We start from the raw sequence: 12,450 nt of genomic DNA on the forward strand, positions 1-12,450 counted from the left end.
CGCGCTGATCCTCGGATAACGAACTACATGCATGCATAAAACTGCTCCCCAGGAGTCGGAACTGAATTTCTCAGTCCAACTTCCGGGGAGCAGTTCACCGGCGGCCGGGACCCTCTGCTGTGTGGTACTGGAGCGGCTTTACAGCTGGCCGAACTCCTCGCGCTTCGGCTGCGGTACGTTGGTGTCGTCGTACTCGTAGATGCCGATGTAGGCCTCGGTCGGGTCACCGTTCTCGTCGAACGAGATCGGGCCGGAGATGCCGTCGTAATCGATGTCCTTGCCGTCGCGGAGCAGCGTGACACAGCCGGCGAAGTCGAAGCACTTTTCACCGTCCGCGGACACGCCCTGCATTTCCTTGGCGATGTCCTCGCCCTTGGTGCTTCCGGCAGCCTCGGCTGCCAAGGCCACCAGGTTTACCGCATCGTAGGACTCACCGGCGTAGGAGTAGGAATTGAGCTTATCGTCCATTTTCGCCAGCGCCGCCTGGAAATCTTCCTTGGCGAACGTTCCGGGGATCGTGCCCTGGGCTCCGGCCATGGCACCCGGATCGAGGTCCGCGCTCAGGTCCGAGGTGTTGCCGTCCACCAGGAACATCTGGTCGGGGGTGACTCCCTTGGACAGCAGCAGCGGTGCGATCGACTTGATCTGGTCAAAGGTGATCAGCGCGATCGCGTCGGGCTTGGCGTTGACCACGGCGTCCACCTGCGAGCTGAACTGGGAGTCGCCCTCGTTGAACATCTCGGTGGCCACTACCTGGCCGCCGGCGCCCTCAAACGCCTGCTTGACGTTCTCCGCGAGGCCGGTGCCGTAGGCGTCGTTCAGCACGATCATGCCCAGCGTCTGGGCGCCGCAGGACACCATGTAGCTGCCCAGCGTGCGGCCCTGCAGCACATCGGACGGGGCGGTGCGCCAGTACAGGTTGTTGTCGTCCCAGGTGGTGAAGTCCGGCGACGTGTTCGCAGGGGAAATCTGCACCACGCCCGCGCCGGTAATTTGGTTGATCACCGTCTTGGAGACGCCCGAGGACGCCGCGCCTACGACGGCGCTGACGTCCTCGCTCAGCAGTTCGGTCACGGACTGGGTTGCAATGTCGGTGGTGGTATCGCCGGAGTCTCGCTGGATGGTTTCCACGTCCTTGCCCAGGACGCCGCCGGCCTCGTTGATCCGTTCGACGGCCAGCTCGACGCCCGCGACTTCCGGCGGGCCCAGGAAGGCCAGCGAGCCGGTGGCAGGCAGCAGCGTGCCGATCTTCAGCGGGGTATCGGTGGAGCCCTTCGTCTCCGGAACGGCGGAGGGATCACCCGTCGCGCCTGAGGTGGGGCCAGCGCCCTCTCCCCCCTCGGGACAGACCAAACCGGATGCGCCCGCCGGTGCCGATGTGCCGGCTCCCCCGCCGGTCTCCGAGGGCGTTGACGTGCCCCCGCCGCAAGCCGAGGCAAACAAAGCGATCCCCAATCCGAGCGCGGCCACCCTTCCCGCGCGTGCGGAGTTGGCGCCGGTGCCGAAAAGCACTGCGTTGCGTGTTGCAGTCATGTATGTTTTCTCCTCGATCGAAAGGTCCGCGAACCTTTGATGCGATCACCAGGTATTCCTGATTACAGAGAAAACTAGTCCAATTCGTTGTTGAAAATAAGCGTTTTGGGTTACATCCTTGTAACGCTCGTCACACTTAATCCGTACCCCCGGTGGGACTCGAACCCACACTGGACCGATTTTAAGTCGGTTGTCTCTGCCATTGGACTACGGGGGCCAGCACTCCGGCACCTACCTAGGGTACTTGATGGGCCCGCGCCGGTTCACAATCGCCCGAAGGGTTCGGCGTAGCGGAAAACACCCCCCGGCACCGGCCGGCCGGCCAGCGGGAGGGCCATGAAGTTGGCGTCCCACGACGGATCCGGGGCACCGATGCCCAGTTCGCTGGCTGGCCGATAACCAAACCGCGGATAGTAGCCGGTGCTTCCCAGCAGCACGATCACGCTCTCCCCGGCCGCCTCGGCGCGATGCCGCGTTTCCTGCAGCAGGGCCGCCCCGATCCCTGCACGCTGATGGGTCGGCTCCACGGCAAGGGGCCCCAAACCCAGCGCGGGCTCATCGCCGATCCAGCCGCGGGTGCTGATGACATGGCCAATGACGGCGCCCCCTTCTTCGGCGACGAGCGAAAACTCCGGCAGGAAGCCGTCGCAGCCGTACAACTCGGCCAGCAGCCGGGCTTCCACCGGTTCATCCCCGTCGTCGGTGGCGAAGGCGCGTGCCACCAGCCGGAGCACGGCCGACCGGTCGTCCCGCTGTTCCGTCCTGATCCTCACGGCAGCATTCTATGCGGCCCCGCCCCAACGGAATCTCGTTGAATGCAGTAAGGCCCGGGCACCGCCACAGCGGTACCCGGGCCTGATGCTGGTGCGCCTAGCGACCGGTGGAGGCGAGTTCCTTGTCCGCCCCGCTGCCCTTGGCATCCCCTGCCGGCTTGGGGGTCTCGGCGGCCTGCGGGCGCGGCTTGGGGGAAGCCGCCTCGCGGAACTGGCGGTACGGGGTCTGCAGGTCGGCAAGGCGCGTGGTGTCGCGGCCCAGGAAGATCGTCCAGAACCAGTTCGAGATCACGCGGATCTTGCGCTCCACCGTCGGCATGGCCATCCCGTGGTAGCCGCGGTGAGCCATCCATGCCGGCCAGCCCTTGAGCTTGATGCCCATAATCTTGGCGACGCCCTTGTTCAAGCCGAAGCCGGCGACGGCGCCCAGATTCTTGTGCTTGTACTCGGTGACGGTGCCCACGCCCCAGCGGGCGGCGTAGATGTTCTTGGCGAGACGCTTCGCCTGGCGAATGGCGTGCTGGGCGTTGGGAACGCAGAACCCTCCCACGCCGCCGCCGGTCAGGTCCGGCACGGCGGCGACGTCGCCGGCGGTCCAGGCTCCCTCGATCGGGCCGTTCTCGTCGATGATCTGGAGCGTGGCGTCGGCCTTGATCCGGCCGCGCTCGTCCTGCGGGAAGCCGAAGTTGCGCGCCACCGGGTTCGCCTGCACTCCGGCGGTCCACAGCAGGGTATCGGCCTCGAAGGTTTCGGCGGGAGTCTTGTCCGGCATGTTGATCAGCTCCAGCACGCCGCCTTCTGCCTTGGCCAGCGAGGTGTTAAGCATGACTTCGATGCCGCGCGAGCGCATGTGCTCCACGACCCATTCGGCCTGGTCTTCGGTGACCTCGGGCATGATCCGGCCCATCGCCTCGACCAGGACGAAGCGCAGGTCTTCCTGGCGCAGCCGCCCGTTCTTCTTGACGGCGGCGCGGGCCAGATCCTCGATCTCCGTCATGGCTTCAATGCCGGCGAAGCCTCCGCCGACGCCGACGAAGGTCAGCGCGCGGGTCCGCTCCGGCCCCTCCGGGAGCAACGAACCGGTTTCGATCCGCTCGAGGACCTTGTTGCGCAGCTCCACGGCCTCTTCGACCGTCTTCAGGCCGATGCCGGCTTCGGCCAGTCCCGGGATCGGGAAGGTGCGGGTAATGGCACCGGCGGCAACGACGACGTCGCGGTAGTCCAGCTCGAAGGCCTCGCCGACGGCGGGGGTGATCACGGCCTTCTTCGCGGCATGGTCGATCGACGTCACCTTGCCGGTGATGAGTTCGGTGTCCCGCAGGTGCTGCCGGTGGTTGACCACCACATGGCGGGCTTCGATGCTGCCGGAGGCGACCTCGGGCAGGAACGGCTGGTAGGTCATGTACGGCAGCGGGTCCACCAGGGTAACGATGCCCCCGTGCCGCTTGACCTTCTTCTGGAGGTTCAGCGCGACGTAAAGACCAACATAACCGCCGCCGACCACCAGGACGCGCGGACGATCGGACAGAGCAGGAGTGAGTGCCATGCTCCCAGTATAGCCGCTTTTGTGAAACTTTTCACGAAGTATGGACGGCGGGCGTGACGGCCCTGGGGCCCGGCAGAATCAGCGCTTGGCCGGCTTCCGGATCTCTTCCCGGATCGGCGGGATGAAGTCCGTGTTTGCTTCCTCGACCGCCGACGTGCCCTGCCGCACGGCCTTGCGCGTGCGCAGGGTCTGGACGGCGCCCAATACCAGGACGGCGGCGATCAGTCCGCCGAAGGAAAACACGAGGACGGCCGGCAGCACCGAGTCTTCGCTGTTCGGGGGAACCGCCACGGGCGTAGTCGGTTCCGGAATATCCGGCGCCTCGGCCTTGGACTGCACCGGAGCCTCCGACTGGGGGGCGGCGGCTTCGCCGCGGCGGTGCACCGTAATCCATTGCGCGATGGAGCCGAGCGGGTTGCCGGCGACCTCCGGCACGTCCGCGTTCAGTGCTGCCTCCGCGTCGAGTACGCCGTAGCCGTAGATCGGATCATGGCCCGGAACACCCGCGTCCTTGGCCGTGCTGACGATGCGATTGATCACCTGGGCCGCGCTCATGTCCGGGTACTTGGAGCGGATCAGTGCGGCCACACCCGAGACCAGCGGCGTGGCACCGGAGGTGCCGGACCAGTCGGCATAGAGGCCGCCGGGCAGTCCGCCGACCAGGTTCTCGGCGGGTGCCGCAACACCGATGACGATGCTCTGGGCCGAGGCCTCCTGGCTCGCCTCGCCGTCGCGGTTCAATCCCGCCACGGTCAGCACGCCGGGGATGGTAGCCGGGGCGCCGGACTGTTCCGTGCCGCCCGCGCGGTTGCCCGCGGCGGCGACGACCACCACGTCATGCTGTTCGGCGTAGAGGAACGCCGCGTCCCAGCTCTCCGGCCAGGAGGTGCTGGAGCTGGTCAGTGACATGTTGATGACCTGCGCGCCATTGTCCACGGCCCAGCGGACGGCCGCCGGGATCTGCTCGTCGACGCCTATGCCCGAGGGGTTGGGCGTGCCGAGCCAGGTAGACGCCGTCAGGATCTGTGCCTTCGGTGCCACCCCGATCACGCCGTCCGTGCCGGCGCCGATCCCCTCGTCCTTGTGCTTCGACTTGGGCTTGGACTCTTTGTCGTTCTTCTTTTTGTCGTCCTTTTTGTCTTTCTCCGGCGCGTGGCCGCGTCCGGCCAGCAGGGTGGCAACCAAGGTGCCGTGCTCCGGCGTTTGCCCGATGCCCCGCTGGCCATCGGGATCACCGGAGCCGGAGACGTCGGTACCGCCAACCACGGCGCCCTTAAGGTCCGGGTGCGTCGCGTCAACGCCGCTGTCGATCACTGCTACCTTGACGCCTTCGCCCTGCGATTCGTCCCAGGCTGCGCGAATCCCATAGGCGTCCAGCCAGTATTCCTTGCCGCGGGTGTCGTCCGCCTGGGCCGGACCGGCAAGCACCAACGAGGCGAGCACCGCGATCGCCGTTCCCAGCGAGAAGGCCTTCGACGCGGCCGCGCGTCTGGCCGGCCGTTCACTGTCGCGCTGGCGCATGGATGTCCCTTCGTTGGCAAAGCGGTCTGGTCCCCGGACGTTGGCAAAGCGGTCTGGTCCCCGGAACCCGGGAAGCTCAGTGCGGCAGCCGGGTGGCCGCACTCAGGGCGATTCCGTCAAGAATATCGTGTTCGCTGGCGGTCGCACCGTCCACGCGGCCGCCGCTCAGTGCGGCCAGCCGTCGGGAAACGGTCCGCCAGATGAGCGCGCCGGCGCCGATGACATCGACCCGTCCCGGATGCATGTAGGGCAACGCGGCCCGCTGTTGCCGCGTCATCTCCAGGAGGGAGGTGCACGCAGCATCCAGCCGGGCACCGTCCAGATGCGCCCCGTGGATGGTTTCCGGACGATACTCGGCCAACTGCAAGGCGTGGGCGGTGACCGTGGTGACGGACCCCGCCACTCCGACCAAGCGGTCGACGTCGGCCAGCGGCACCTCGTCGAGCACGCGCGCCAGGTGTTCTTCGGCGCCCGCCACGGCGTGGGAGATCTCGGCGGCGGTTGGCGGATCCGAGAGCAGGTGCCGCTCGGTAAAGCGGACGCAGCCCATGTCGGTGCTGAGCGCGGCCAGCACCCCGTCGGCGGTTCCCAGCACGAACTCGGTGCTGCCGCCGCCCAGGTCCACCACCAGCACCTTCTCCCCCGGTTGCGGCGCCAGGACGTTGGCGGCGCCCGTGAAGGACAGCTCAGCCTCTTCCCGGCCACTGATCACTTCTGGTTCCACGCCGAGGCGCTGGCGGATGCCGTCGACGAAGACCTGGCGGTTGGCGGCGTCGCGGGTGGCGGAGGTGGCAACAAAGCGCAGGGTTTCGGCACCGTGGCTGCGCAGCTGGCCGGCATAGTCCTCCGCCGCCGCGAAGGTCCGCTCCAACGCTTCCGGCGCGAGCGCCCCGGTGGCGTCGACGCCCTGCCCCAGCCGCACGACTCTCATCTCGCGGACCACGTCGGTGAGCCCGCCGTCCTGGACATCGGCGATCAGCAGGCGGATCGAGTTGGTTCCGCAATCGATCGCTCCGACGCGTGCCACTAGGACTCGCCTCCGTCTGCCTGGCCGGACGTGGGGCCATCGACGGTGCCGCCGTCGTCGTCCGCCGCCTCCCTGCCGCCGGCTCGCCGGGCCTTCTTCGCGGCCAGCTCTTCGGCCGTCAGTCCCTGCGTCCGGGTGTGCCGGCTTAGATCCCGGGCCGGAGCGATGCCGTCCACATCCCAGGCTCCGGGGCAGTAGCAGCGGTCCGCGGTCCACCATTCCGCGATACGTTCGATCGCTTCGTCGCCCAGCGGATTCACCCCGGGACCTGCGGCCAGCGAATGACCCACCAGGACGTGCAGGCATTTGACCCGCGTGGGCATGCCGCCGGCGGAGACACCCGCGATTTCGGGCACGTCGCCGATGCCGGCCCGGCGGCCGACCTCGTCGCGGGCCGCCAGGTACTCCTCGTGCGCGCGGCGGTAGGCCGCGGCCAATTCCGGATCCTGCTCCAGCCGTTCGGTCATCTCCGTCATGACCCCTGCGGCCTCCAGCCGGGATACCGCCGACGTGATGACCGGGTGGGTCAGGTAGTACGTGGTCGGGAAAGGGATTCCGTTCCCTAGCCGCGGCGCCGTCGTGGCGACCAGCGGGTTTCCGCAGACGCATCGTGCGCCGATCTCCACGACGTCGCGCACGGGCCTGCCGAGCTGGCGGCTCAGGGTGTCGAGATCGTCGGGGGTGGGGGTGCGCTGAGCGTCGTTCATGGCTCAGTCCTTTCCTGGCGCTGCGGCCCGTGGGGCAGGGCCGTGTGATTCGGCAGGCTCTGCCGGGAGGTCAGTCTGCTGCGGGCGAGTCTGTGGCCGCGCGGGTCACCGAGTTCCACAGGGCGTCGACCCACGGCAGGTCCTCGGGTGCGGTGGCGGAGGCATGTTTGTTGGACTCGCGCAGTCCCTCCGCGCCGGTGACCATGTACCGCTTCTCCCCCGGCATTACATAGAATATGCGATCCCGGGCCTGCTGCTTGATGTAGGCGGGATCGTCCCAGCGGGCCAGTTCCTTGGTCAACTGTTCATTGGAGTCTTTCTTGGCGGCGATATCCGCCTGCAGCGCGGAGAGTTCCGCCCGCTGTTCAATGAAGATCCGCACCGACGGGGCCAGCAGCACGGTGATCGATACCAGCACCAAGGCCAGCGCCAGCAGGCGCCCGGAGAACGCTTTCGCCGGGACCGGCACGGCGTCGGCCGGGATCTCCTTGGCCGGTGGCCGGGGCTTTTGGCCGGCAGCCGGTGCGGCGGGCTGCCGGATGGCCTCGGACAGCTGCCGGCGTTCGGCCGCGCGGGCTTCCGACGGCGAGGGTTTGGGTTTCGCCGGCGGCTTCGGCTTTCGCTGCTGGCCGGCGTCCGGCGCGCGGGGGGTGCGGGCATCCGGCTGCGGAGCGGAGCCGGTCGGGGGCCGGCCGAAGTCGGCCCGGATCACCTGTCCGGACTCCGGTTCCCGCGCGTCGGTGTCCTTGCCGTCCACGCCGCCCGAGGCAGGCCCGCTGCCGGCCGGGCGGCCGGCCCGGGGCATGTTGGGGCGTCGGGTGGACATTCGCGGCTCCTCACCGTGGTCGTCGTGCGGGGCCCGGCTCCGGTTTTGCCGCCGGGCCCCGCTTAAGACATTACCGAGGGTCGGGCCGAACTACGCCGTGAAACGCGGGAAGGCGCCGCGACCGGCGTAGCGGGCTGCGTCGTCGAGCTCCTCTTCGATGCGCAGCAGCTGGTTGTACTTGGCCACGCGCTCGGAACGGGCCGGGGCTCCGGTCTTGATCTGGCCGGCGTTGGTGGCCACGGCGATGTCCGCGATCGTGGTGTCCTCGGTCTCGCCGGAGCGGTGCGAGGTGATCGTGGTGTAGCCGTTGCGCTGGGCCAGGGCCACGGCCTCCAGGGTTTCGGTCAGCGAACCGATCTGGTTGACCTTGACCAACAGGGAGTTGGCGGTCTTGGCATCGATGCCCTGCTGCAGTCGCTCGGGATTGGTGACGAACAGGTCGTCGCCGACCAGCTGCACCTTGTCGCCCAACTCGGCCGTCAGGGCGGCCCAGCCCTCCCAGTCGGATTCGTCCAGCGGATCCTCGATGGAGACCAGCGGGAAGTCGGCCACCAGCTGGGCGTAGTAGGCGCTCATTTCCGCCGCCGTCAGGGACTTGCCCTCGAACTGGTAGGCGCCGTCCTGGTAAAACTCGGAGGACGCCACGTCCAGGGCCAGGGCGATGTCCTTGCCGGGGGCGTAACCGGCACGGGTGATCGCCTCGGTGATCAGATCCAGCGCGGCCCGGTTGCTGGGCAGGTTCGGGGCGAAGCCGCCCTCGTCGCCCAGCCCCGTGGACAGGCCCTTCTCCTTCAGCACGGTCTTGAGGCTGTGGTAGACCTCCACGCCCCAGCGCAGCCCCTCGGAGAACGTGGCGGCGCCCAGCGGCACCACCATGAATTCCTGGATGTCCACGTCGGAGTCGGCGTGCGATCCGCCGTTGAGGATATTCATCAGCGGGACCGGCAGCACGTGCGCGTTGGGGCCGCCCAGGTACTTGTACAGCGGGAGGTTGGCGGATTCGGCGGCGGCCGAGGCCACGGCCAGCGACACACCGAGGATGGCGTTGGCGCCCAGATCGGATTTGTTGGAGGTGCCGTCCAGATCCAGCATGGTCTGGTCGATCAGCCGCTGGTCGGTGGCGTCGAGGCCCGCCAGCGCCGGCTGGATGGTGTCCACCACGGCGGCCACGGCCTGGCCGACGCCCTTGCCCAGGTAGCGGTCCTTCTCGCCGTCGCGGCGTTCCACCGCCTCGAACGCCCCGGTGGAGGCGCCGGACGGAACCGCGGCCCGGCCCATCGAGCCGTCGGAGAGCAGCACCTCAACTTCTACGGTGGGGTTGCCGCGGGAATCAAGGATTTCGCGCGCGTGGATGGCATCGATCAGCGCCATGGAGTAGCTCCTGTTCGTTGGAACGAAAGATGGAATGTCTGCAGGCGAGGCCGGGGCCGGCTGCAAGGTCCGGCTTAAGACTAATCGAGATCACCCGCCGCGGTTTTCTTCCGTTACGCGCTGCTGGAATCTGCGGACGGCACCCCGCAGGGCCTGCTCGGGATCCACGCCCGCCTCGACTGCCCGGCGGACGACGGCGAACAGCTCCTCGCCGACGTCGCGTTCTGCCCGGGCAGCACCGGCCGCGCCGGTGCCCCCGGCCGCGCTGGCCCGCTCCGGCCCGGCCGCCGACGCGCTGGCTTGCTCCCGCTCCGCTGCCGCCGCGCTGCCCGCCCGGGCCGCGCGGTCCAGCGATTTCGCTGCCAACGCCAGCGCCGGCAGCGAGTGCGGAAGCCCGTCGAACGGCGTGGTCCGCTCCGGCTTTTCCGCCGCCTTGACCGCGTCGTAGCCGGCCACGATCTCGGCGATGGTCTCCGGAAACTTGTCCTGCAGGGACCCGTCCGGCCGGAAGACATGCCGGTTCCGCCGGATGAGTTTGGCTGTCAGTTCCGCGGCCACGGCGTCGAAATCAAAGTGTCCCCGCTCTTCCTGCAGACGGGCATGCAGCACTACCTGGTAGAGCACATCGGCCAGCTCGCCCTTGAGCTCGGCAACGTCGGCCCGGCCGGTGTGGCCGGTTTCGATGGCTTCGGCCAGTTCGTGGGCTTCCTCCACAAGGTACTCGAGCAGCGACTCGTGGGTCAGCGCCGCTGTCCACAGGCAGTGTTCGCGCAGTTGTGCCACGACGTCCAGCAGCCTGGCGAGCGCCTCCCCCCGGCCGGGCTCAGCGGCGGCGTCCGGGAGCTCCCCCCGCCCGGACTCGGCGGGGGCGTCCGGGAGCGGCCCCCGCTCATACGAGTGTCCGGCGTGCGGCATCGCGGCGTCAGCCCAACTGGCTGTTGAAGCCCTCGCCGATGAACTCGATGAGCGCCTCACGCTCTTCCAGCGGCAGGAAAGCGGCCTCGGCCGCGTTGAGGGTGATCTCCAGCAGGTCGTCCAGGTCGTAGTCGAAGGTTTCCACCAGCAACTCGTATTCGTCGGAGAGCGTGACTCCGCTCATCAGCCGGTTGTCGGTGTTGATCGTGACCTTGAACCCGGTCTGGTAGAGCAGGTCGAACGGATGGGACTGGATACCCTCGCCGAAGACGGCGATCGCGCCCGTCTGCAGGTTCGATGACGGGCTGCACTCGAGCGGGATGCCGCGGTCGCGGACCCACGAGGCGACCCGGCCCAGCGTGACCATGCCAACCTCTTCACCGTCCTCGTCGTCGGGCCCGAAGTCCACCTGGATGTCCTCGGCGATCCGGACGCCGTGGCCCAGCCGCAGCGCGCGGCCGCTGACCAGCGCGTCCACGATGCTGTCCACTCCGGCCGCCTCGCCGGCGTGGATTGTCACCGGGAACTGTTGTTCGGCCAGGTAGGTGAAGGCGTCCTTGAAGCGCGAGGGCGGGAAGCCGTCCTCGGCTCCGGCGATGTCGAATCCGACCACGCCCCGGTCACGGTGGCGCACGGCGAGTTCTGCGATCTCCTGCGAGCGGTCGGCATGCCGCATGGCGGTGACCAGCTGGCCCACCTGGATGGGGCGGCCGCTGGCTTCCACGGCGTCCACGCCGGCTTCCAGGCCTGCCTGGACGGCCTCTACCGCCTCGTCCAGGGTCAGGCCCTTGGTTAGGTGCTGTTCGGGCGCCCAGCGGACCTCGCCGTAGACCACGCCGTCGTCGGCCAGGTCTTCCACGAATTCGCGGGCCACGCGGAACAGGCCTTCCTTGGTCTGCATCACGGCGATGGTGTGGTCGAAGGTTTCCAAGTAGCGGACCAGCGAGCCGGAATCCGCCGACGCGCGGAACCACTCCCCGAGCGCCACCGGGTCGGTGGAGGGCAACTCGTGGCCCTCGGCGGCGGCAAGTTCAATGATGGTGGCCGGGCGCAGTCCGCCGTCCAGGTGGTCGTGCAGCGAAACCTTCGGCAGGCTGCGGATGTCGACGTCGAGGTCGGCTGCGGTGTCTTCGGAGTATTCAGGCTCAGTCACAGGCACCACCTTACGCGAGCACCGGGCACGCCTGAACCGGCGCGGATCCCCTCGCCGGGTTCAGTCGTCGAGTCTGGCGGCGGAACGGTTGCGGGAGGGCACGGCCAGGGGAACGTACGGTTCGAAGCGGACGGTCCGCGAACCCGTTGCCGGCAGCTGGTCGGCGGGATCGCGCCGTGCCGCCACTGCGGCGTCCCGGCTCTCGGTGGCCGCGCCGGCATCGCCTGCCGCCGCCGAGGGGCCGGCTTCCGCCGTCGACCCGGCATCCGCCGCCGTCCCCGCTTCGGCGGCCGGCTCCGCTCCGCGGTGCCCGGCCGGGGCAGCCGCGCGCAGCCGCGCGGCACGGCGCCGGTTGGCCAATTTCATGCCGTGGTCCAGTGCAAGGCCCAGCAGCAGCGCCAGGATGATCGCCAGGCCCGCGGCCAGGAGGCTGTTGTCGTGGAACCACCGCCCGGCCAGCGCCCCGATGGCTACCGAGTACAAGGACCAGGAGATGCCGGCGGCCACGGAAAACAGGACGAACTTGCGGTGGTTGTACCCGGTGGCGCCGGCGGTCATGTTGACGGCCACCCGGCCCACCGGGATGTAGCGTGCGCTCAGGATCAGCAGCGCGCCGCGCCGGTCCAGCTCCCTGCGGGCCCAGGCGAAGGCCGCGGCAACCCGGGGACGCTGCATCCAGCGGAAACGGTCTGCGCCGATGCGGCGCCCGATCAGGTAAGCGATGTTGTCCCCCGCTATCGCGCCGACGGCAGCAACGGCGGCTACCAGCCAGATATTCGGGGCTCCGGCGGATACCGCGATGGCAGCCAGTGCCACGACCACCGATTCGCTGGGCACCGGCGGGAAGATCCCGTCGATCAGGCAGAGAGCCAGAAGCAGTGGGTAAATCCACCATTGCGCTGCCGCGTCGATGATGAAGACGCTGAGCGCGTCCATGAAAGTCTGCACGAAGTGTTCCTGTCCGCTGGATACCTAGTCCAACGATGCCATGCCGCATCTTGTGCCGCTATCGGGTAGATCCCTGACCGGGCCCCCATCGCTCAACGCCGCAGACCCCGCGGTGCGCCGGGGCATCCCC

The 12,450-nt window shown here is 68.5% G+C and carries 11 protein-coding genes and 1 tRNA gene; all 12 read right to left on the minus strand.

The genetic code is table 11. From position 1 onward, the window contains the following. Positions 1-138 precede the first annotated feature (138 nt). A complete protein-coding gene (locus AC5RTY_RS14100; RefSeq protein ID WP_494001476.1) occupies positions 139-1,533 on the minus strand; it encodes an ABC transporter substrate-binding protein in 1,395 nt (464 codons plus the stop codon). Positions 1,534-1,677: 144 nt separating this feature from the next. Beyond that, positions 1,678-1,750, minus strand: a tRNA-Leu gene (locus tag AC5RTY_RS14105). Positions 1,751-1,796: 46 nt separating this feature from the next. Further along, positions 1,797-2,306 (minus strand): GNAT family N-acetyltransferase, encoded by a 510-nt coding sequence (locus AC5RTY_RS14110; RefSeq protein ID WP_494139722.1) that lies wholly within the window; start codon positions 2,304-2,306, stop codon positions 1,797-1,799. A gap of 97 nt (positions 2,307-2,403) precedes the next feature. Beyond that, entirely contained in the window at positions 2,404-3,852 is a 1,449-nt protein-coding gene (locus AC5RTY_RS14115; RefSeq protein WP_494139723.1) for an NAD(P)/FAD-dependent oxidoreductase, read from the minus strand. Positions 3,853-3,930: 78 nt separating this feature from the next. Continuing rightward, positions 3,931-5,373, minus strand: a complete 1,443-nt coding sequence (locus AC5RTY_RS14120) for a S8 family serine peptidase (RefSeq protein WP_494139724.1) — start codon at positions 5,371-5,373, stop codon at positions 3,931-3,933. A gap of 76 nt (positions 5,374-5,449) precedes the next feature. Further along, a complete protein-coding gene (locus tag AC5RTY_RS14125) occupies positions 5,450-6,400 on the minus strand; it encodes a Ppx/GppA phosphatase family protein (protein ID WP_494139725.1) in 951 nt (316 codons plus the stop codon). Then, the gene (locus AC5RTY_RS14130) at positions 6,400-7,107 is read right to left on the minus strand and encodes a DUF501 domain-containing protein (protein ID WP_494023634.1); all 708 of its coding nucleotides are present in this window, start codon (positions 7,105-7,107) and stop codon (positions 6,400-6,402) included. The genes AC5RTY_RS14125 and AC5RTY_RS14130 overlap by 1 nt, the downstream gene beginning before the upstream one ends. Positions 7,108-7,177: 70 nt before the next feature. Next, complete coding sequence (locus AC5RTY_RS14135) at positions 7,178-7,933, minus strand: FtsB family cell division protein (RefSeq protein ID WP_494109911.1); 756 nt, start codon at positions 7,931-7,933, stop codon at positions 7,178-7,180. A 90-nt stretch (positions 7,934-8,023) separates the two neighbouring features. Continuing rightward, the gene (gene eno / locus AC5RTY_RS14140; RefSeq protein ID WP_494001483.1) at positions 8,024-9,304 is read right to left on the minus strand and encodes a phosphopyruvate hydratase; all 1,281 of its coding nucleotides are present in this window, start codon (positions 9,302-9,304) and stop codon (positions 8,024-8,026) included. Between the two features lie 90 nt (positions 9,305-9,394). After that, the gene (locus tag AC5RTY_RS14145; protein ID WP_494139726.1) at positions 9,395-10,219 is read right to left on the minus strand and encodes a MazG nucleotide pyrophosphohydrolase domain-containing protein; all 825 of its coding nucleotides are present in this window, start codon (positions 10,217-10,219) and stop codon (positions 9,395-9,397) included. Positions 10,220-10,226: 7 nt separating this feature from the next. Further along, on the minus strand, positions 10,227-11,372 hold the full coding sequence (locus tag AC5RTY_RS14150; protein ID WP_494026095.1) for an adenosine deaminase: 1,146 nt from the start codon (positions 11,370-11,372) through the stop codon (positions 10,227-10,229). A gap of 60 nt (positions 11,373-11,432) precedes the next feature. Then, positions 11,433-12,320 carry a DedA family protein gene (locus tag AC5RTY_RS14155; protein WP_494101039.1) on the minus strand — a complete coding sequence of 296 codons (888 nt, stop codon included), beginning with the start codon at positions 12,318-12,320 and terminating at the stop codon, positions 11,433-11,435. Positions 12,321-12,450 lie beyond the last annotated feature (130 nt).

It is taken from the genome of Arthrobacter sp. Y3224055 (genome assembly GCF_059090825.1).